Below are 19525 nucleotides of genomic sequence, written 5' to 3' on the forward strand. Positions count from 1 at the left end.
GGAGAGGTTCACAGGGATTCTCCGAAATTCGATTCAATAGCTTGGAAGGATGGGGCTCCCAAGGTTGTTGTGATTCTATCGACTGACCTGGAAAATCGTCGATGCCCGCTGTCGTTCTTGAGGGAATGAGATCGTGGAATTATCGATTGTATCGCGAGCCATTTATTGTTTATCTCATTAATGGCGGTGGGTGATATTTGCGCGAAATTGGTTCTATTGTCGGTATGGGGAGTCGGTGCGGGCATGGATGGATAGCCGGGCGAAAGGAGTTCGGTGGCGATGGAAGCCTGACCGACCCGGTGTGTTGTGATGTCGCGTTGCCTCAGTTGGAGATGGCCTCGGGATAGTTTTTCTCCCCGTCCGGAAGCGGTATTACAGCGTTATTCTGCCGAAGAGATATTGGCTGGACTACTGGGTCAGCATCGAGAGACGCGCGCGAATGAGGTTGTTATTTAGGAATGGGAATGAGAATGTTTGATTGGAATTTGTCTTTGCGTATCCGATCGCTTTCTCGATAAGCTGTCGCACCGACGGTGCTCATCGTTACCCGCCGCGCTTGCGCCGCACCTCGCTCGGCGTCGTGCCGGTCCAGCGCTTGAACGCGTGGCGGAATCCCACCGCGTCGCTGAAGCCGAGCGTCAGCGCGATGTCTTCGGTGCTGAGCGTGGTGGTGCTCAGGTAGTCGATCGCGAGCGCCTTGCGCACGCTCGTCAGCAACTCGCTGTACGACGTGCCTTCGGCGTCGAGCTTGCGGCGCAGCGTGCGCGACGTCATGCACAGGATGTCGGCGATCGCGTCGATGTCCGGGAATTGTCCGGGCGTGCGCGTGAGTTCCTGGTAAACGCGCCGCGTGACACCGGCCTGGCTGCGCAATTCGTCGAGCAGGCGCGCGCAGTGCGACGACACCTGCGCGGCCGTGATCGGATTCGCTAGCTGCGGCGCGCGCGTGAGCCACGCGGCCGGGTAGCTCAACACATGGTGCGGCTGATCGAACGCGATCGGGCATTCGAGCGCATCGGACAGCAGCGCCGCATGCGGCGGTCGCGGTTGCGCGAACTGCGCGCGGGCCGGCACGCACCACGCGCCCATCACGTCCTTGATGATCGTCACGTGCAGCGCGAATTGCATGTCGATCAGGAAGCGGTAGAGGGCCGGGTCCGGCTCGGGCAGCGCGGCTTCGTGCGGATCCGGGAACAGCCACGACGCGGTGTCGCCCTGTTCGACCCAGCGGATCGCGAGCATCCCGTTCGCGAGCTGGTGATATTTGACTGCCGAATCGAACACATGTGCGAGCGATTCCGAACACAGCATCGCGTAGCCGTACATTCCGTAGCTCGACGCATGCAGCCGGTGGCCGACGCGCACGCCGAGATCGGTGCCGTCATGGCGGCCGATCGCGTTGCGCGCGGCGGTCAGGAACTGCAGCTGCGACGTGAGCGTGAACGGGTCGGTGACGGCGTCCGGCGACAGGCCGGTGCCGTCGAGCACGGCGGCCGGGTCGAGGCCGAGTTCCTGGGCGACGCCGACGAGCACGGCCAGCTTGGCCGGCGAGAAGCGCTTCTCGCGCAACGCGTGAGCGAGCGGGGCGTCCGGCAGCGGGGCGGCGCCGGCGGCCGTCGGGGTCAAGGGCGCACTGCGCGGCATGACTGGTTCTTCGTCCGATTCGATATCGTTCCGGGTTCGCGATTTTGCGCCGGAACGCGCGGGCGCGCCATAGGGTTCACCCTGATGCGCACGGGCTGGCACGGCCCGGCAACGGCAAACCGACGCGCGAGCGCGAGCCGCGGCTGGCGGCGCGCCGCGCGCTCGCGTGTCCGTTTCGATCATCTTTTCGACCGCCCGGATCATTTTCAAAGCACCTTTGGCGGGCGATAGTCGCCGGTCAGGCGACGGCCCATGCGCATCCGGTGCGCGGGCTGCCGTGCGAACGGCGCTGCCCGGCGCCGTCCCCCGAGGAGCAGGACATGACGAAGAGACACTGGATCGGGTCGTACGGCTCGATCCCCGCCGAGATCGATGCCGATCGCCATCCTTCCGTAACCGCGCTGCTGGACGAAGCGATGCGCCGCTTCGCCGATCGCCCCGCATTCCGCGCGTTCGGCCGCACGCTGACCTACGCCGACGTCGACCGCCTGTCGGCCGCGCTCGCCGCCTACCTGCAACAGGTCGTGGGTGTGCGCAAGGGCGACCGCGTGGCCGTGATGCTGCCCAACGTGCTCGCGTTTCCGGTGGTGACGGTCGCGGTTGCGCGGCTCGGCGCGATCCAGGTCAACGTGAACCCGTTCTACACCGCGCACGAGCTCGAGCATCAGCTCAACGACGCCGGCGTCGAAGTGGCCGTGGTGTGCGGCGGATCGATGGGCACGTTCGCCGACGTGGTCGGCAAGACGCGCATGCGAACCGTGCTGAGCGTGGGGCGCGGGGATCTCGGCGTTGTCGATGCGCCGGCCGGCGCGTGCGACGCGCTGCCGCCCGGCTCGATCCCGCTCGCGGGCGCGATCGCCGCCGGCGAATCGCTCGCCTTCGAGCCGGTCGCGCTGGGCGGTGCCGATCTGCTGCTGCTGCAATACACGGGCGGCACGACCGGGCTGTCGAAGGGCGCCGCGCTGTCGCACCGCAACCTGGTCGCGAACATCGAGCAGTTCGCGGCGATCGTGCCGGCCGCGCGCGAGCCGGGCGAGGAGGTCGTCGTCACGGCGATCCCGCTGTATCACATCTTCGCGCTGACGGTGAATTTCCTGTCCTACTTCGCGATCGGCGCGGAAAACTGGCTCGTCGCGAACCCGCGCGACATGGATGGCTTCATCGACGTGCTGAAGGCCGCGCGGCCGTCCGTGTTCGTCGGCGTCAACACGCTGTATGCGGGGCTCGCGGGCCATCCGCGGCTGAAGGAAGTCGACTGGTCGCGGCTGAAGCTGTCGGCCGGCGGCGGCGCGGCGGTGATCGACGTGATCTCCGCGCGCTGGAAGGCGGTGACGGGCAACTTCATCCGCGAAGGCTACGGGCTGTCGGAAACGTCGCCGGTGGTCACGTTCAATCCGCAGTCGATCGACGCGTTCACCGGCACGACGGGCCTGCCGCTGCCGTCGACCGACGTGAAGCTGCTGGACGACCAGGATCGTGAGGTCGGGATCGGCGAGGCGGGCGAGATCTGCGTGCAGGGGCCGCAGGTGATGGGCGGCTACTGGCGCAAGCCGGACGCGAATGCGGCCGCGTTCACCGCGGACGGCTACTTCCGCACCGGCGACATCGGCGTGTTCGACGCGGCCGGCTTCCTGAAGATCGTCGATCGCAAGAAGGACATGATCATCGTGTCGGGCTTCAACGTGTATCCGAACGAGGTGGAAGCCGCGGCCACCTCGCTGCCGGGCGTGGCCGAATGCGCGTGCATCGGCGTGCCGGACGAGCGCACGGGCGAGGCCGTCAAGCTGTTCGTGGTGCTCGCGCCGGACGCGGTCGTAACGGAAGCGGAGATCGTCGCGCACTGCCGCATGAACCTCGCGGGCTACAAGGTGCCGAAGCTGATCCGCCTGGTCGACCGGCTGCCGAAGTCGACGGTCGGCAAGATCCTGCGCCGGGAACTCAGCCGCGCCGACTGATGGCGCCGAAGCGCCGCGCGCCCGACGGCGCGCGGGCCGGCACGCCGCAAGCCCCGAAGGCCCGGTCCGGGCCGCTCAAGTACAATGCGAGCGGTTCGACCGACGGGGACGCGATGACCGGCTCAGACTCACCTTCCGCCCAACCCGGGCGTGCGCTGCCGTCGCCGAGCGCGACGGTGCCGATCTCGCTCGTCAATGGTTTCCTGGCAAGTGCGGGCGCGCAGCGCGACGTGGTCGAACGCTACCTGCGCGGTGCCGGCATTCCGCTCGAGCTGCTCGGCGAGCCGCATGCGCGCGTGACGGAAGAGCAGTTCTCGACGCTGTACCGCACGCTCGCGATCGACCTCGACGACGAGATGCCCGGCATCTTCTCGCGCCCGCTGCGCGGCGGCACGCTGAAGTACCTGTGCCTGAGCCTGCTCGATGCGCGCAACCTCGAAACGGCGCTGTATCGTTTCGGCCAGTTCTTCCATATCCTGCTCGACGACTTCTTCGTCGAATCGAAGCGCGACGGTCTGGTCGCGCAGGTGCTGCTGCGGCCGAACCCGGTCGTCGGCCCGATCGGCGCACTCGGCCAGGAATTGATGCTCAAGCTCGTGCACGGCGTGTGTTCCTGGCTGATCGGGCAGAAGATCCCGTTGCTGAAGATCGAGTTCGCGTGCCCGCGCCCGCGCCATGCGGTCGAGCATCTGTACTTCTTCACCGGCTCCGTGCAGTTCGACTGCGAACGCACGTTGATGCGCTTCAGCGCCGACTACCTCGACGCACCGATCCGGCAAAGCAAGCGCAACCTGCGCAAGTTCCTCGCGCGCGCGCCCGGCGACTGGATCTTCGAATCGTTCAGCGAGCAGCTCGTCTGTCATCGCGTGCGGCAGTATCTGTCGGGGGCGCTGCCCGACCTGCCGGTGATCGACCAGGCGGCCGAGCATCTGCATTGTTCGGTGCGCACGCTGAGCCGCCATCTGGCCTCGGAAGGCACGACGTTTCAGGCGCTCAAGGATGAACTGCGACGCGACATCGCGATCCAGCGGCTCACCGACACGCTCGACACCATCGCGGCGATCGGCGCCGATATCGGCTTCGACGATCCGAGCGCGTTCCATCGCGCGTTCCGCCACTGGACGGGCAGCACGCCGGGCACTTACCGGCGGCGCGCGTAGCGCGTCGCGCGGTGCATTCGAACCCGCTCCCATAACCGGCATCCTTCGTGCGCTCCCATGGACGGCTCCCGTCATCGCGCGTCGTTCGCCGTCACGAATTCGACGGGCAGGGCGAGCGCGTCGGCCTCGCGCTTCATACGCCAGCACCGCGGCCCGGTCAGTTGCTTGAACTCGCCGATGCGCCGGATTGCCTGACGGCCGACGTCGTGTGGAGGATTTTCGGCAGCCAGAAAAACGCGATCGTCACCAGCGTCACGCCGACGACGAGCATCGGCACCACCATCGGCCACGCGCCCAGTTGATAGCGCGGATCGGTGAAAACCGCTGCCGTCTGTCCCACGCTGAAAGCGAAGAACATCATGATGAAGCCGGACCAGGATACCGCGCGGCCCGCAAGATGAGGCAGGCTGCTGACAGCCCCTGCCTGCCCGCATGGCTGATGGATTCCGTGGCCGAGGCAATACACGCCATGCCCCACGAGCAGCGGCCAGATGCTGCCGGGAAGCAGCGCACAGCCCAACGCCTGAATCACCGCGCCGGATAGGCTCAACGTTGCACCTTGTCGCACCGTTCGCAGCATGCTTTGACGTCGCAGCAGCAGGCGGCACCCATACGTGCTCAGCACATAGACGAGCGTACCGCTCGCGGGTATCCAGCCATACCGCTGCGGCGACAGGCCGAGATACCGGATGTAGATTGCGGGAGACAGCAATAGGAAGCAGAACATGCCGGTGTACGTCGACGCGGCCAGCAGCGCCCAGACCCTGAACGTCGCATTGCCGAATATTTCGCGCACGTCCCGGGTCGAGCCACGGCTCGACGCGATTCGGGAGAAACTTTCCTCGAAGCCGTACCAGCACATGACGAGCAGCCCGAACGCATACAGGCTCATCCCTCCGAGCACCCATCGCCATCCGGCCTGCTGCGTGACATACGCACCGAGAATCGGCGCGAAGAACGCCATCATCCCCATGCCCATGAAACCGCGCGCCATCACGTACGGACCCTCGGCCGCCGAATACCGGTCGCGCACCGTCGCGCGCGCGCATACCAGGATCGCGGCCATGGCAAAGCCCTGCATCGCGCGAGCGGCGACCAGCATCGCTGCGCTCGACGCGAGCGCCGCCGCGAGCGCGGCCAGCGCATAGAGCGCAAGGCCGCTCAGCAACACGGGGCGGCGGCCGTATCGGTCGGAAAGACTGCCCATCGGCAATTGGCCGATACCGAATATCAATGCGAAAACCGTGAGGCTGACGCTGGCGGACCCCAGCGTCGCGGCGATTTCAGGCAGCGCCGGCAGGTAACTGTCGGTCGCCACCGGCTGGGCCGCCAGCAGAAGCGGCAACATGAGCGCGAAGTTCAGGCGAGCAGGGCGCGTGGTGTCCGGCATGACGGTTTTCGGTGCGGTATCGGGCATCGGGTGAAGACAGCGGCAACGCAAGTTCGCTCTGCCGGTGAGGGTGGGGCAGCAAGCCGGCAATGCCCGGCGGAAGGGGCGCCGACCGCGACGCCCCGTCGAGCGCCGGCTAGCTGCCCAGGGATTCCGGCACGTGCCCGGGCACGATGCGATGGCGCGCCATCGCAGCGACGCGCAGCCGGTCGTATTCTGCCTTGTCGACCGGTCGAGCGTTCGCTTGCCCCAGGTCGTTCATATGGACACGATGGGTCTCGCGTGCGCTCGCGGCTGCGAGCGACGCAATCACGGTGATGCCGAACGCGATCCCACCGACGATCAGCCAGACGTGGTGCGCGCCGGGCGGCGCGACCGCCGTGAACAGCGCGGGCAGCATCGCCGTGGCCGCGGTGCCGAGGTTCTGCGCGATCGCCATCGCCGAGACGCGCGTGCGGGTCGGGAAGAGTTCCGGGTAAAAGGAGGGAAATACCGCGTTGTAGCCTTGGTACACCACCCCCCACATGAGCATCGACATTGCGAATGCGAGCGGCACGTTGCGGATGCTGATCGCATACAGGTAGGCGAACGCGAGCAGGCCGGCCGCCAGCGCGCCGACGATGATCGGCGGCCGGCGTCCGACCTTGTCGGACAGGTTGCCGACGAACGGAATCACGATCATCGCAACGATATTGCCCACCACCGTGATCCAGAGATAGATGTCTTTCTGGAAGCCGATGCCATACGCCGGCTGGACCGCATAGGCTGCGCCGAAGATCGTGGCGACGACCGGAATCACGTTCATCATCGACATGCAGGCAACGCGCACCATGTCGGGAAAGTGGTGCCGGAAAGCGTCGGCGACGGGCGAGCCGGCTTGCGAACGGTTGCGTACCGCTTCATCGAAGGCCGGCGACTCGTCGACCTGGCGGCGAATGATCAAGCCCGCGACGATGACCAGCGCACTCAGCAGGAACGGAATGCGCCAGCCCCAGCTGTCGAATTGCGCGGACGGCATGTAGTAGGCGAGCGGCAGGAACACGGCGGCGGCCAGCACTTGCCCGGCCTGCACACCCTGCAGCGTGAAGCTGACGAAGTATCCGCGCCGGCCGAACGGCGCATGCTCCAGGATCATCGAGCTCGCGCCGGTGATCTCACCGGCCACGGCGAAACCCTGCAGCAGGCGAAGCGTCACCAGCAAGGCCGGCGCGAGCAGCCCGGCTTGCTGATAGGTCGGCAGCAGGCCGACGCCGACGGTCGAGATGCCCATCAGGAACATGCAGAACAGCAGGACGGTTTTTCGTCCGCGCGTATCGCCGAGATGGCCCAGCACGAACGCGCCGATCGGGCGCGACACGTAGCCGACACCGTAAGTGGCCAGCGACGCGATGATGGCGGTCGTGGGGCTGCCGTGCGGAAAGAATATCTGCGGGAAGATCAGCGCCGATGCCGTGGCGTAGATGAAGAAATCGTAGTATTCGAGCACCGAGCCGATCCAGCCGCTGAAGGCGGCTTTTCTCGATTGGTGCCTGCCGCGGGGCTCGTCTCGCAAGGTCGTGGTCATCGTCGTCTCCAGATATTGATATGTGTGCCGGGCAACGCGGGTGATGCGGGGAGTCGTCACTGCCCGATGTTTCGACTCCGTTGTGTGACCTGACCGAGGCCCATCGATACGACGCACGGCGAACAACCGCGGTGCGCAATGCCGTGCACGCGGGCACGGCTGCGCATGTGCGTCGGGCCCGCATCGGCAGCCGATGCGGGCATCGGCTTATGCCTCGCCGAGCGCCGAGACCGCGGCCCGCAGCGCCAGCAGATAGCTTTGGACACCGAAACCGCAAATCTGCCCGCTGACGATCTCGGCGAAGACGGAGTGATGCCGGAACGGCTCGCGTGCATGAATGTTGGACATGTGCAGTTCGACGATCGGGCACGTGAGGATGGCAAGGGCATCGCGAATGCCGTAGCTGTAGTGCGTCCATGCGCCCGCGTTGATCAGCACCGCATCCTGGCCTTCCTCGAAGGCGCGATGAATGCGCTCGCACATCGCGCCTTCGCTGTTCGTCTGGAACGTGTCCACCTGTACGCCGAGTTCCTCCGCCAGCGCCTGCAGTTGTGCGTCGATCTGCGCGAGCGTGATCGTCCCGTACTGCGCCGGGTCGCGCTTGCCGAACATGTTGTGATTGATGCCGTGCAGCATCAGGATCTTCTTCATGCGAATCTCCATTGCGTGTTCAATCAAAGGGCACGGCCAGCCGATCGATCACGGAACTGGTCTCGGGACGCACGCCGCGCCACCACGCGAACGCTTCGGCCGCCTGTTCGACCAGCATGCCGACGCCGTCCGCAATTCCGTGTACGCCTGCGTTTTTCGCGAGCCGGAGAAACGGCGTCAGACGCTTGCCGTAGGCAAGTTCGTAGGCCGTGCCGGTCGGACTGAACACGCTCGGCGGGACCGGCGGCAGGTCGCCGGTCAGGCTGGCCGACGTCGCATTGACGACCACGTCGAAACGCCCCATTCGTGCGAGGTCTGCGTAGCCGCCGGCAACGAGCGGACCGCGTCCGGCAACCTGCGCGACCAATGCGCGCGCCTTGTCGACGTCGCGATTCGCGATGACCAGTTCGGCCGGTCCGGCTTCGAGGAACGGCAACAGCGCGCCGCGCGCGGCGCCGCCTGCACCGAGCACCAGGACACGCTTGCCGGCCATCGGCAGATTGAGGTTCGTTTCGATATCGCGAACCAGGCCGATGCCGTCGAAGTTGTCGGCCAGGATGCGGCCGCCGTCGAACTTGAGCGCGTTGGCCGCGCCCGCGAGCTGCGCCCGCTCGCTGCGTTCGTCCGACATTGCGAACGCGTCGAGCTTGAACGGCGCCGTGACGTTGATGCCCTTGCCGCCGCCCTCGAAAAACGCACGAACCGCGGCAGCGAAAGCACCTGCCGGCTCGACGGGCCCCTCGATGGCCGTATAGCTGATGTCCTGCCGCGTCTCCTGCGCGAAGAGGCCGTGAATCAGCGGGGATTTCGTGTGTCCGATCGGATTGCCGATCACCGCGTATTGGTCGGTCATCATTGGCTCGCTTTTGAATAAAGGACGCCGTCGGCCTGCATCGCGTCGATTTCGGCCGGATCGAATCCGAGGGCGCGCGCGACTTCCGCGTTGTGCTGCCCGAGATCGGGCGCGACGTCGCGAATCGTCGTATCGCAATCGGAAAACCGGAACGGCAGGTTGGGCAGGCGCAGCGTGCCGTAGCGCGGATGCTGTTGCTCGACGACCATGCCTCTTGCCTGGATCTGCGGATCGTTCAATACCTCGTCGATGCGCTGCACCTTCGCGCACGGAACGTCGATGCCGTCCAGCAGTTCGAGCACCGACGCGACGGAACGCGCGGCCACCCACGGCTCGACCACCGACAGGATCTCCGCGCGATGCGCGTTGCGTCCGGTGCTGTCGTGAAACCGCGTGTCGGCGCCGAAATCCGCCGGGCCGCCGTGCGTCGCGATAAGTTCTGCGAAGCGTTTCCACGCGTCGTCGACTTGCGCGGCAATCACGAGATCGCCGTCCGCGGCACGGAATACGCCGTACAGCGTCGAGGTCGGCATGTCGTGCCCGGTCTGCTCGGGCAGCACGCCCTGCAGCGTGTAGCACTGCACCGCATATTCGTGCATCGATACCAGCGTGTCGTACAGCGCCATGTCGACGTGTTGTCCGCGGCCGCTCTTCACGCGCCCCAGCAGCGCGGCGTTGATGGCCGCGACCGCATGAATGCCGGTGTACATGTCGCCGAGCGAGATGCGCAGCAGCGGCGGCCGCTCGCCCGGCGTGCCCACCATCTGCATGATTCCGCTCTTGGCTTCCGCGATCAGCCCGAAGCCCGCGCGATGCGCATCGGGGCCGGTATGCCCGTACGCCGAAATCGAACAGTAGACGAGGCCCGGATTGCGCGCCGACAGTTCGGCATAGCCGAGCCCGAGCTTGTCCAGCGCGCCCGGCCGATAGTTCTCGATGAACACGTCGGCGGAGTCGCACAGGCGCTGCATGAATGCCTTGCCGCGCGCGTCCTTCATGTTGACGCTCACGCCGCGCTTGCCCATATTGAGCTGCAGGAAGTAGCCGCTTTGCTGATCGTCGAGCACGGTCGCATGCTGGCGTCCGGCGTCGCCCGATCCGGGACGCTCGACCTTGATGACTTCGGCGCCGAGCGCCGCGAGACAGCGCCCGACATACGGCCCGGCGAGGAAGTGGCTGTAGTCGACGACGCGAATGCCTTCGAGTGGGCGAGCCTGCATCACAGTGCCTCCGGGCGGCGCGGTACCATCAGACGATGTTCGCCGTGTTGAACGACCTGACCGTCCTGATTGATCAGCTCCGACGGCAGCACGACGATGCCCCATCCCGGGCGACTCTTGCTGGCCCGCATCGAGCCGACGCGGAACTTCACGTGCAGCACGTCGCCGACCTTGATCGGCAGCAGAAAATCCCACGTCCAGCCGAGCGACATGCCCGGCAGAAAGCGATAGTCGCTCTGTGTCTTCAGGCCGTCGGCGATGGACAAGCCGAACAGCCCGTGCGCGACGAGGCAGCCGAAATGGCTCGCGTTCGCGTATTCCTCGTCCACGTGGACGGGCGTATGGTCGCCGGTGAGGTCGGCGTACGCGAGAATGCGCTCCTTCGTCACGGTGTAGCTCGGGCTCGTGCACGTGTCGCCCTCGCGGGCGTCGTCCCAGTATTTCTCGACGATCGTCATGGTCACGCCTCCGCGCGCGGGTTGATGGCCAGCGCCTGCGCGACGCACGAAGCCGGCCTCGCCTGGATCAGTTCGACGGCAAGCCCGTCGGGCAGGCGCAGCCAGTTGCGCCCTTGCGGCATCTCCGTCACACCGAACCGTTGCGCCGCGGCCAGCGCGGCTTCCAGGTCTTCGCACATCACGCCGAGATGGGCGAGCCGGCCTTCCGGACCATCGTGTTCCGGCGCGTGGATGAACTGCAGGCCGCCGAGCGTCCAGTACTGCCGCGGCGCGTCGAGCGTGCCGTCCACTTCGCGCAGGGTCATGCCGAGCACGTCCTCGAAGAAGCGGATGTGCCAGCGGATGTCCTTCACCCAGATCGCAACGTGTTCGAGATAGGCTTTCGTGGCATTCATGCGGCGGCCTCCTGCCGTTGGCGGTCGGCCATCGCGCGTTCCAGTCCCTTGATGCAGGCGACGAGCGTCGCATTGACCGGGGTCGGTACGCCGTAGCGCTGCCCCCAGCGCACGACCGAACCGTTGATGAAGTCGATCTCGGTGATCGAGCCCTTCTCCAGGCTTTGCAGCATCGACGTCTTGAAGGACGCGGGCAGCCCCTCGGCGGCGAGCGTCCAGGCCTGTTCGGGATCGGTCATCGACAGCTTGACGCCGGCTGCCTGCGCCGCCGCGATTGCCTCGGCCACGGCCGCGAGCGACGTCGCCTTCAGCAGCGGCTCGTCGTACAGCTGCCCGTAGGTGAGGCCGGTCAGCCCCGTCAGCGCGCCGGTCGCGACGTTCACCAGCAGCTTGTCCCACATCGTGCCGACGATGTTGTCGCTGATCGTCGTGGCGAGGCCGGCGGCATCGAACGCCGCGGCGATCGCCTCTACGCGCGGTGTGATGCGGCCGTCGAGTTCACCGATATACGTGTACTTGCCGATCACGCCGGATTCGATATGACCCGCGCCGCGCAGCACGCCGCCGACGTAGGTCTTGCCCGCGAGGACGCGCTCGCGGCCGACGACGTCGATCAGGATGTCCTCGTGCCCGAGGCCGTTCTGCAGCGACAGCACCGTGGTATCCGGCCCCACCAGCGATTGGGCGCCGCGGATGGCCGCATCGGTATGGAACGACTTGACCAGCACCACCACCAGGTCGGCCACGCCGACATCGGCAGCCTGGGTCGTCGCGTGGACGCGTACGTGGCGGGTGCCGGCCGCGTCGTCGACGCGCAGGCCGTCACGGCGCATCGCATCGACGTGTGCCGGCGAGCGGTCGATCAGCCAGGTCTCGTGGCCGCCTTGGGTAAGGGTGGCGCCGATCGCGCAGCCCAGTGCGCCCGCGCCCAGAATTGCTATTTTCAATGGTGTCTCCTTGACGTATGGCATCACGATAGGAGTCGCCGCTCATGCCGACAATGCAATGGATACAATGGCGTCATTGCCATGGACAATAACGCCACGATGCCTGCCGACCTGCCCGACCTGAAGCTGCTTCAGCTTTTCGATCTCCTGTACGACGTGCGCAGCGTCACGCGCGTCGCAGAGCAACTGGGCCAGAGCCAGCCGACGGTCAGCATCTGGCTCGGGCACTTGCGGGAACACCTGCACGATCCGCTCTTCATCCGGACGCCCGGCGGCATGGCGCCGACACCGCAAGCCGACGCGCTGATCGGGCCTTGCCGGGAAATTCTCGAATCCCTGCGGCGCTTCACGGCTTGGGAGATCGCGTTCGATCCCGCGACGGCCCAGCGACGGTTTCGCATCTGCATGACCGACGCGAGCCACATCACGCTGCTTCCGCGGCTGCTGGCCCATGTCCGCGCGCAGGCGCCCGGCGTCCGGCTGGAAGCCGCACGGATCGACGGCAATACGGAGCGCGCGCTCGAATCCGGCGAAGCCGATCTTGCGATCGGATATGTGCCGTGGCTAGGCGGCGGCATTTATCAGCAGAAGCTGTACGACCAGGACTGGGTCTGTCTGGCCAATCGGCATCACCCGAGGATTCGCGGTCGCCTCGGGGCAAAGCAGTATCGTTCGGAAGGGCATGTCGCCATTACGGCGGGAACGGGCGCGCAGCTCCTCGAACAGGCGCTGCGGCAGGCGCGCATCGAGCGCGACGTGGTGCTGGAGTTGCCGGGTTTTCTGGGTTTGGGGGCGATCGTCCAGACGACCGACCTGATCACGACGCTACCCCGTCATATCGGCCAGACACTGGCTCAGGCGAACGATCTGGCGGTTCATGCGTGCCCGATCCCGGTCGACGGGTTTGCGGTGCGGCAGCATTGGCATGCGCGATATCACCACGAGGCGGGCAACCGGTGGCTGCGCGGCGTCGTGATTCAACTGTTCGGCGCGTCGCATTGATCTGCGGATTTGGCGTTCGCGCTGGACGGCGTGCAAGACATGACGACCAGTTTCGTGCTCGACTCCGTCGTCCACAAGCGGTGACCAAACCGGCGCAACGGGAAAAGGGCAGGAGGGGGGAGGCTGCGCGTCGTCCGGTTTCGGCGTCCGTGACGGCGTATCGAGGCCACGCGGCGCCGGAGCGGCGTGCTGCCCGCTCCGCGCGCGTGGCCGTACTCAGGCTTTCAGTGCACCGAAGATCTCATTGAGCATGGACTTCGCATCGCCGAACAACATGCGGTTGTTGTCCTTGTAGAACAGCGGATTGTCGACGCCCGCATAGCCCGAAGCCATGCTGCGCTTCATCACGATCGACGTCTTCGCCTTCCACACTTCCAGCACCGGCATGCCGGCGATCGGGCTCGACGGGTCGTCCTGCGCCGCCGGGTTCACGATGTCGTTCGCGCCGATCACCATCGACACGTCGGCCTCGGGGAAGTCGCCGTTGATCTCGTCCATTTCCAGCACGATGTCGTACGGCACCTTCGCTTCGGCCAGCAGCACGTTCATGTGCCCCGGCATGCGGCCCGCGACCGGGTGGATCGCGAAACGCACGTCGACGCCCTTTTCGCGCAGCAGCTTCGTCAGTTCGAACACCGTGTGCTGGGCCTGTGCGACAGCCATCCCATAGCCGGGTACGATGATCACGCGCTTGGCCTCGCGCAGCAGCTCGGCCGTCTCCGCCGCGCTCACCGCGACCGCCTCGCCGGCCGGCTGTGCCGCGCCGCCGCCGGCTGCCGCCGGTGCGCCCGCGCCGCTGCCGAAGCCGCCCGCGATCACGCTGATGAAGTTGCGGTTCATCGCGCGGCACATGATGTACGACAGGATCGCACCGGACGAGCCCACCAGCGCGCCGATCACGATCAGCAGGTCGTTGCCGAGCATGAAGCCGGTGGCCGCCGCCGCCCAACCCGAGTAGCTGTTGAGCATCGACACCACGACCGGCATGTCCGCGCCGCCGATCGCCATCACCATGTGCACGCCGAACAGCAGCGAGATCACCGTCATCACGACGAGCGGCAGCATGCCGTCCTGGATCGTTTCCGCATGCAGGAACGCGCGGCCGTAGTAGATCACGATCAGCAGCGCGGCCAGGTTCAGCCAGTGCCGTGCGGGCAGCAGCAGCGGCTTGCCGCCGATCTTGCCCGACAGCTTGCCGAACGCGATGATCGAGCCCGCGAAGGTGATGGCACCGATCAGGATGCCGACATAAATTTCCACTTCGTGGATCGCCTTCTCGGCACCGGTGAACTGCAGCGACGTGTCGATATAGCTCGCGAAACCGACCAGGCAGGCCGCGAGGCCGACCAGGCTGTGCATCAGCGCGACCAGTTCCGGCATCTGCGTCATCTGCACCTTCTTCGCGGCGTACAGGCCGACGGCGCCGCCGACGACGAGCGCCGCGATCACGTACGGAATGCCCGCGGCCGACACGCGCGGACCGGCGACGGTGGCCAGCACGGCGATCAGCATCCCGATCATGCCGAGCAGGTTGCCGCGGCGCGCGGTCTCGGGATTGGCCAGCCCGCCGAGGCTGAGGATGAACAGGATCGCGGCGCCGATATAGGAGACGGTAGTCAGGTTGGAAGTCATTGTTGTCGTCCCCTTATTTGCGGAACATCGCCAGCATGCGGCGCGTGACCGCGAAGCCGCCGAACATGTTGACGGCCGTGAGCGTGAGCGCGCCCACCGCCAGGCCCAGGATCAGCCCGGACGGGCGGTCGCCGGCATTGGCCAGTTCGCCCAGCGGCGGCGCGACCTGCACGAGCGCGCCGATCGCGATGATCGACGAGATCGCGTTGGTCACGCTCATCAGCGGCGTGTGCAGCGACGGCGTGACGTTCCAGATCACCATGTAGCCGACGAAGCACGCGAGCACGAACACCGTGAAATGCGACAGGAAGCTGGACGGCGCGAACTGGCCGACCAGCAGGAACGCCAGCGCGCCGATCGCGAACACGATCGCGAGCGCCTTGGCCGACATCGGCTCGCCGCTGTGGCCGTGGCCTTTCGACTTCGCCGGCGCGGCCGCCGCGGGGGCGGCTGCCGGGGGCTTGGGCGCGACGGCCGCCTGCTTGATCGGCGGCGGCGGCCAGGTGACGTTGCCTTCCTTGATCACGGTGAGGCCGCGGATCGCATCGTCGTCGAAGTCGACGTTGATCGTGCCGTCCTTGGCCTTGCACAGCTCCTCGATGACGCGCAGCAGGTTCGTTGCATACAACGTGGACGACTGCCGCGACAGGCGCGATGCGAGATCGGTATAGCCGACGATCGTCACGCCGTGGCGCACGACCGCCTCGCCGGGCACCGTGAGCTCGCAGTTGCCGCCCTGCTCGGCGGCCATGTCGACGATCACGCTGCCGGGCTTCATCGACTGCACCATCTCGGCGGTGATGAGCTTCGGCGCCGGCTTGCCGGGGATCAGCGCGGTGGTGATGATGATGTCGGCGTCCTTGGCCTGCTGCGCGTACATCGCGCGTTGCGCCTGCTGGAAGCCTTCGCTCATCACCTTCGCGTAGCCGCCGCCGCCCGAGCCTTCCTCTTCGTAGTCGACCTTGACGAACTCGCCACCCAGCGACTTGACCTGGTCGGCCACCTCGGCGCGCGTGTCGTTCGCGCGCACGATTGCGCCGAGACTCGCGGCCGTGCCGATCGCGGCCAGACCGGCCACGCCGGCGCCGGCGATGAACACCTTGGCCGGCGGGATCTTGCCGGCTGCCGTGACCTGGCCGTTCAGGAAGCGGCCGAACGCATGCGCGGCCTCGATCACCGCGCGATAGCCGCTGATGCCGGCCATCGACGTGAGCGCGTCCATCTTCTGCGCGCGCGACAGCGTGCGCGGCAGCGAATCGATCGCGAGCACCGTGGCGCGCTTCGCGGCCAGTTGCTGCATCAGCTCGGGGTTCTGCGCGGGCCACACGAAGCCGATCAGCGTGCCACCCTCGCGCATCAGCGCGACTTCGTCGGCGCTCGGCGGGCGGACCTTGAACACGATGTCGCTGCCGGACCAGAGCTCGCCGGCGCTGGCGGCGATGCTCGCACCGGCCGCGCGGTACGCGTCGTCGTCAAAGTTCGCGCCGGCCCCGGCGCCGCTTTGGACGGCCACCGTAAAACCCAGCTTGATCAGTTTCTCGACCACTTCGGGGACGGTCGCAACGCGCCGTTCCTGAGTGGCTGTCTCCAGAGGAATCCCAATCTGTAATGTCATAGTGTTGAAAGATGGGTGATAGATCGGTGAGGGCCATCGCGAAGCGCGCGGGCCGGTGCGTCAAGGTACCAGAATCATGTGCGTGTTTAGTGGCGCGTGCGAGGGTTCGCGTCAAGAATAGAACGACCGTTCGCTGAATGCGGATAAAGTATGCCGCATAACGACGGGGCTATCGAGGGCACAAATGCGTCGAACGCGTCTTCCGATGTTCTGTTGCGTTTTATCCACGCGCGGGCGAAATCGCGTCGGCCGAATGGATGTTGACGATGCGATCGGGCCACCGCTGCCACGGTGCGGCGCTGCCGCGCGGCGGAGCTGCATGGGCTTCCCATAACCGGCTTCCTGCGCGGGTTCCCATGGCCGGCTCCCCATTGGCGATTCCGACCGACCGGTAGGGCAATGGCGCGCTGGGTGTCGCAGGCGCATCCGTCGGATCAATTCAGCAGACACCATATCGCGAGGAACGGCGCGTTGCCTGACCGCATCGCACGCAATGCGCCAGGCGCGTTGTGGATGCCGCCGCCGATCCCGGGATCGAACCACGCGCCGTTTTGTTGCCGGACGAAATCCGCGATGTCTTTCGGGCGTTCACTCATTCTGGTCTCTGCTCCCGCGCTCGCATGGCTTGATGACACGAAAGTCTACGCAGAAACGTGCCGGCCCGGACAGCGAAAAAGGACGGCCGATTTGGCGCCGGCCGCCATGTGCTCGCCGTTGTTGCCGTCCGCCGCGAGGCAGCTTCGGCGACTTTCCATTATCAACACCCGGTCTGCGGCTTCGCCGGCCAACCCGTCCGGCCGGCACGCCGATTGCGCATCGCTTGTGCCGAAATCGGCATCCGAACCCGCCGCCCGGACGCCCGTTTCCGCCATCGCCTCGCGCATCGCGTGGCCGGTTTTGTCACCATGTGGGCCGGATATGACAATGGAAAACCGTCGGCGCAGCATTACGATGGTTCACGACGTCGCCTGGCGCTGGCCGGTTTTGCCGCAGCCGCCCGGGCCGCGCGCCTCATTCACCGCCTGATTTGGAACATCGACCATGAGCTATAACGCCCCTGTCAAGGACATGCTGTTCGTGCTGAAGGAACTCGCGGGCATCGACACCGTCGCGCAGTTGCCCGGCTTCGAGGAAGCCGGCTACGACACCGCGCAGGCCGTGCTCGACGAATCCGCGAAATTCTGCGGTGAAGTGCTGGCGCCGCTGAACGTCGAGGGCGACCGCAACCCGAGCAGCTGGAAGGACGGCGTCGTAACGGCGACGCCCGGCTTCGGCGCCGCGTTCCGCCAGTTCGTCGAAGGCGGCTGGCAAGGCTTGCAGCACCCGGCCGAATACGACGGCCAGGGGCTGCCGAAGCTGATCGCGACGCCGTGCATCGAGATGCTGAACGCGTCGAACCTGTCGTTCGCGCTGTGCCCGCTGCTCACCGACGGCGCGATCGAGGCGCTGCTGACGGCCGGCACCGACGAACAGAAGCAGCGCTACGTGCCGAAGCTGATCTCGGGCGAATGGACCGGCACGATGAACCTGACCGAACCGCAGGCCGGTTCGGACCTGGCGCTGGTGCGCTCGCGCGCCGAGCCGCAGGGCGACGGCACGTACAAGGTATTCGGCACGAAGATCTTCATCACGTGGGGCGAGCACGACATGGCGGACAACATCGTCCACCTGGTGCTGGCGCGCACGCCGAACGCGCCGGAAGGCGTGAAGGGCATTTCGCTGTTCATCGTGCCGAAGTTCCTGGTCAACGAAGACGGCACGCTCGGCGCACGCAACGACGTGCACTGCGTGTCGATCGAGCACAAGCTCGGGATCAAGGCGAGCCCGACCGCGGTGCTGCAATACGGCGACCACGGCGGCGCGATCGGCTACCTGGTCGGCGAGGAGAATCGCGGCCTCGAATACATGTTCATCATGATGAACGCCGCGCGCTTCGGCGTCGGGATGCAGGGGATCGGCGTGGCCGACCGCGCATACCAGAAGGCCGCGGCATTCGCGAAGGAGCGTGTGCAGAGCCGCCCGGTCGACGGGTCGGCCAAGCAGTCGGTGACGATCATTCATCACCCGGACGTGCGCCGCATGCTCGGCACGATGCGTGCGCTGACCGAAGGCGCGCGGGCGCTCGCGTATGTCGCAGCGGCGCACAGCGACATTGCCCACCGCCATTCGGACGAGGCGACGCGCACGCGTCATCAGGCAATCTACGAATATCTGGTGCCGGTCGTGAAGGGCTGGAGCACGGAGATGGTGAACGACGTGGCGAGCCTCGGCGTGCAGGTGCACGGCGGGATGGGCTTCATCGAGGAAACCGGCGCCGCGCAGTACTACCGCGATGCGCGGATCCTCGCGATCTACGAAGGCACGACCGCGATCCAGGCGAACGACCTGGTCGGCCGCAAGACGATGCGCGACGGCGGTGCGGTGGCGAAGGCGCTGATCGCGGAGATCGGCGACACCGTCGCGGCGCTCGGCAAGGTCGACGGCGCGGCGGCCGCGTCGATGAAGGCGCAGCTCGAGAAGGGCGCACGCGCGCTGTCGACGGTGGTCGACTACGTGGTCGCGAACGTGAAGCAGGACCCGAACGCGGTGTTCGCGGGCAGCGTGCCGTACCTGAAGCTGGCGGGCGTGGTGTTGTGCGGATGGCAGATGGCGCGCGCGCTGCTGGCGGCGCACGCGAATCGCGCGAGCGACACGGCGTTCTTCGATGCGAAGATCGCGATCGCACAATGCTATGCGGAACACGTCCTCGTGCAGGCAGGCGGGCTCGAGGCGTCGATCGTCGGCGCGAAGGGCAACGAGAGCGTGCTCGCGTTGACGGAAGACCAGTTCTGACCGTAACGGTCGGGGCGCAGGAGGAGACAGGATTTTGACCACACAGGACTTGCTCGCGCAATACGGCCCGCGCGAATCGATGGAATACGACGTCGTGATCGTCGGCGGCGGCCCCGCCGGGCTGTCGGCGGCGATCCGGCTCAAGCAGCTGGCCGCCGAGAAAGGCACCGAGATCGGCGTGTGCGTGCTCGAGAAGGGTTCCGAGAT

The 19525-nt window shown here is 66.4% G+C and carries 17 protein-coding genes and 1 pseudogene; 6 read left to right on the forward strand and 12 right to left on the reverse strand.

Translation table 11 applies throughout. The annotated features are described in order from the left end of the window. Positions 1 to 543 precede the first annotated feature (543 nt). Positions 544 to 1644 (reverse strand): AraC family transcriptional regulator, encoded by a 1101-nt coding sequence (locus WS46_RS28375; protein WP_059692465.1) that lies wholly within the window; start codon positions 1642 to 1644, stop codon positions 544 to 546. A gap of 320 nt (positions 1645 to 1964) precedes the next feature. Between WS46_RS28375 and WS46_RS28380 the strand changes: the two genes are divergently transcribed. Continuing rightward, entirely contained in the window at positions 1965 to 3599 is a 1635-nt protein-coding gene (locus tag WS46_RS28380) for an AMP-binding protein (protein WP_059692482.1), read from the forward strand. Further along, positions 3599 to 4759 carry an AraC family transcriptional regulator gene (locus tag WS46_RS28385; RefSeq protein ID WP_059692466.1) on the forward strand — a complete coding sequence of 387 codons (1161 nt, stop codon included), beginning with the start codon at positions 3599 to 3601 and terminating at the stop codon, positions 4757 to 4759. The genes WS46_RS28380 and WS46_RS28385 overlap by 1 nt, the downstream gene beginning before the upstream one ends. 157 nt (positions 4760 to 4916) lie before the next feature. Here the strand turns inward: WS46_RS28385 and WS46_RS28390 are convergent, their stop codons facing one another. The 8 genes from WS46_RS28390 to WS46_RS28425 all read right to left on the reverse strand — a co-directional run bounded on the left by WS46_RS28390 (position 4917) and on the right by WS46_RS28425 (position 12237). Then, on the reverse strand, positions 4917 to 6149 hold the full coding sequence (locus WS46_RS28390) for an MFS transporter (RefSeq protein ID WP_059692483.1): 1233 nt from the start codon (positions 6147 to 6149) through the stop codon (positions 4917 to 4919). Between the two features lie 136 nt (positions 6150 to 6285). Further along, positions 6286 to 7713, reverse strand: a complete 1428-nt coding sequence (locus WS46_RS28395) for an MFS transporter (RefSeq protein WP_059692467.1) — start codon at positions 7711 to 7713, stop codon at positions 6286 to 6288. A gap of 207 nt (positions 7714 to 7920) precedes the next feature. After that, positions 7921 to 8364, reverse strand: a complete 444-nt coding sequence (gene aroQ / locus WS46_RS28400; RefSeq protein WP_059525932.1) for a type II 3-dehydroquinate dehydratase — start codon at positions 8362 to 8364, stop codon at positions 7921 to 7923. Positions 8365 to 8383: 19 nt separating this feature from the next. Further along, positions 8384 to 9217 carry a shikimate dehydrogenase gene (gene aroE / locus WS46_RS28405; RefSeq protein WP_059525931.1) on the reverse strand — a complete coding sequence of 278 codons (834 nt, stop codon included), beginning with the start codon at positions 9215 to 9217 and terminating at the stop codon, positions 8384 to 8386. Continuing rightward, positions 9217 to 10437: a CaiB/BaiF CoA-transferase family protein gene (locus WS46_RS28410; RefSeq protein WP_059692468.1), complete on the reverse strand. Its 1221-nt coding sequence runs from the start codon at positions 10435 to 10437 to the stop codon at positions 9217 to 9219. Before WS46_RS28410 ends, aroE begins: the two co-directional genes overlap by 1 nt. Then, on the reverse strand, positions 10437 to 10895 hold the full coding sequence (locus tag WS46_RS28415; RefSeq protein ID WP_059692469.1) for a MaoC family dehydratase: 459 nt from the start codon (positions 10893 to 10895) through the stop codon (positions 10437 to 10439). Before WS46_RS28415 ends, WS46_RS28410 begins: the two co-directional genes overlap by 1 nt. A 2-nt stretch (positions 10896 to 10897) precedes the next feature. Then, the gene (locus WS46_RS28420) at positions 10898 to 11290 is read right to left on the reverse strand and encodes a VOC family protein (protein WP_044848449.1); all 393 of its coding nucleotides are present in this window, start codon (positions 11288 to 11290) and stop codon (positions 10898 to 10900) included. Continuing rightward, positions 11287 to 12237: a ketopantoate reductase family protein gene (locus WS46_RS28425; protein ID WP_059692470.1), complete on the reverse strand. Its 951-nt coding sequence runs from the start codon at positions 12235 to 12237 to the stop codon at positions 11287 to 11289. The genes WS46_RS28420 and WS46_RS28425 overlap by 4 nt, the downstream gene beginning before the upstream one ends. A gap of 81 nt (positions 12238 to 12318) precedes the next feature. On the opposite strand from WS46_RS28425, the gene WS46_RS28430 reads away from it, so the two are divergent. After that, positions 12319 to 13239 (forward strand): LysR family transcriptional regulator, encoded by a 921-nt coding sequence (locus WS46_RS28430; RefSeq protein ID WP_059692471.1) that lies wholly within the window; start codon positions 12319 to 12321, stop codon positions 13237 to 13239. Positions 13240 to 13455: 216 nt separating this feature from the next. Here WS46_RS28430 and pntB read toward each other — a convergent pair whose 3' ends face one another. The 3 genes and pseudogenes from pntB to WS46_RS34670 all read right to left on the reverse strand — a co-directional run. Continuing rightward, positions 13456 to 14871, reverse strand: coding sequence for a Re/Si-specific NAD(P)(+) transhydrogenase subunit beta (gene pntB, locus WS46_RS28435; RefSeq protein WP_059692472.1), 1416 nt, complete (start codon positions 14869 to 14871; stop codon positions 13456 to 13458). 13 nt (positions 14872 to 14884) lie between these two features. Then, positions 14885 to 16486 carry a Re/Si-specific NAD(P)(+) transhydrogenase subunit alpha gene (locus WS46_RS28440; protein WP_059692473.1) on the reverse strand — a complete coding sequence of 534 codons (1602 nt, stop codon included), beginning with the start codon at positions 16484 to 16486 and terminating at the stop codon, positions 14885 to 14887. A 434-nt stretch (positions 16487 to 16920) separates the two neighbouring features. Beyond that, positions 16921 to 17046: pseudogene (locus WS46_RS34670) on the reverse strand (dimethylsulfonioproprionate lyase family protein); the annotation flags it as partial. A gap of 93 nt (positions 17047 to 17139) precedes the next feature. Between WS46_RS34670 and WS46_RS35690 the strand changes: the two are divergent. From WS46_RS35690 to WS46_RS35695, 3 genes are all read left to right on the forward strand, one after another. Then, entirely contained in the window at positions 17140 to 17538 is a 399-nt protein-coding gene (locus tag WS46_RS35690; RefSeq protein ID WP_156443199.1) for a hypothetical protein, read from the forward strand. Next, complete coding sequence (locus WS46_RS28450) at positions 17528 to 19318, forward strand: acyl-CoA dehydrogenase (RefSeq protein ID WP_059692475.1); 1791 nt, start codon at positions 17528 to 17530, stop codon at positions 19316 to 19318. The genes WS46_RS35690 and WS46_RS28450 overlap by 11 nt, the downstream gene beginning before the upstream one ends. A 34-nt stretch (positions 19319 to 19352) precedes the next feature. Next, positions 19353 to 19525: FAD-dependent oxidoreductase (locus WS46_RS35695; protein WP_124631911.1), on the forward strand; the 173-nt coding region annotated here is incomplete at its 3' end.

Source organism: Burkholderia sp. RF4-BP95 (assembly GCF_001521985.1).
GTDB classification, from domain to species: domain Bacteria; phylum Pseudomonadota; class Gammaproteobacteria; order Burkholderiales; family Burkholderiaceae; genus Burkholderia; species Burkholderia diffusa.

Excerpts from the sequence above, each read along its gene's own strand:
- WS46_RS28395 (WP_059692467.1), bottom strand. The coding sequence starts at position 7,713 with ATGACCACGACCTTGCGAGACGAGCCCCGCGGCAGGCACCAATCGAGA.
- WS46_RS28430 (WP_059692471.1), top strand. The coding sequence starts at position 12,319 with ATGGACAATAACGCCACGATGCCTGCCGACCTGCCCGACCTGAAGCTG.
- WS46_RS28380 (WP_059692482.1), top strand. The coding sequence starts at position 1,965 with ATGACGAAGAGACACTGGATCGGGTCGTACGGCTCGATCCCCGCCGAG.
- WS46_RS28420 (WP_044848449.1), bottom strand. The coding sequence starts at position 11,290 with ATGAATGCCACGAAAGCCTATCTCGAACACGTTGCGATCTGGGTGAAG.
- WS46_RS28450 (WP_059692475.1), top strand. The coding sequence starts at position 17,528 with ATGAGCTATAACGCCCCTGTCAAGGACATGCTGTTCGTGCTGAAGGAA.
- WS46_RS28440 (WP_059692473.1), bottom strand. The coding sequence starts at position 16,486 with ATGACATTACAGATTGGGATTCCTCTGGAGACAGCCACTCAGGAACGG.
- WS46_RS28390 (WP_059692483.1), bottom strand. The coding sequence starts at position 6,149 with ATGCCGGACACCACGCGCCCTGCTCGCCTGAACTTCGCGCTCATGTTG.
- pntB (WP_059692472.1), bottom strand. The coding sequence starts at position 14,871 with ATGACTTCCAACCTGACTACCGTCTCCTATATCGGCGCCGCGATCCTG.
- WS46_RS28385 (WP_059692466.1), top strand. The coding sequence starts at position 3,599 with ATGGCGCCGAAGCGCCGCGCGCCCGACGGCGCGCGGGCCGGCACGCCG.
- WS46_RS28410 (WP_059692468.1), bottom strand. The coding sequence starts at position 10,437 with ATGCAGGCTCGCCCACTCGAAGGCATTCGCGTCGTCGACTACAGCCAC.
- WS46_RS28415 (WP_059692469.1), bottom strand. The coding sequence starts at position 10,895 with ATGACGATCGTCGAGAAATACTGGGACGACGCCCGCGAGGGCGACACG.
- WS46_RS28375 (WP_059692465.1), bottom strand. The coding sequence starts at position 1,644 with ATGCCGCGCAGTGCGCCCTTGACCCCGACGGCCGCCGGCGCCGCCCCG.
- aroQ (WP_059525932.1), bottom strand. The coding sequence starts at position 8,364 with ATGAAGAAGATCCTGATGCTGCACGGCATCAATCACAACATGTTCGGC.
- aroE (WP_059525931.1), bottom strand. The coding sequence starts at position 9,217 with ATGACCGACCAATACGCGGTGATCGGCAATCCGATCGGACACACGAAA.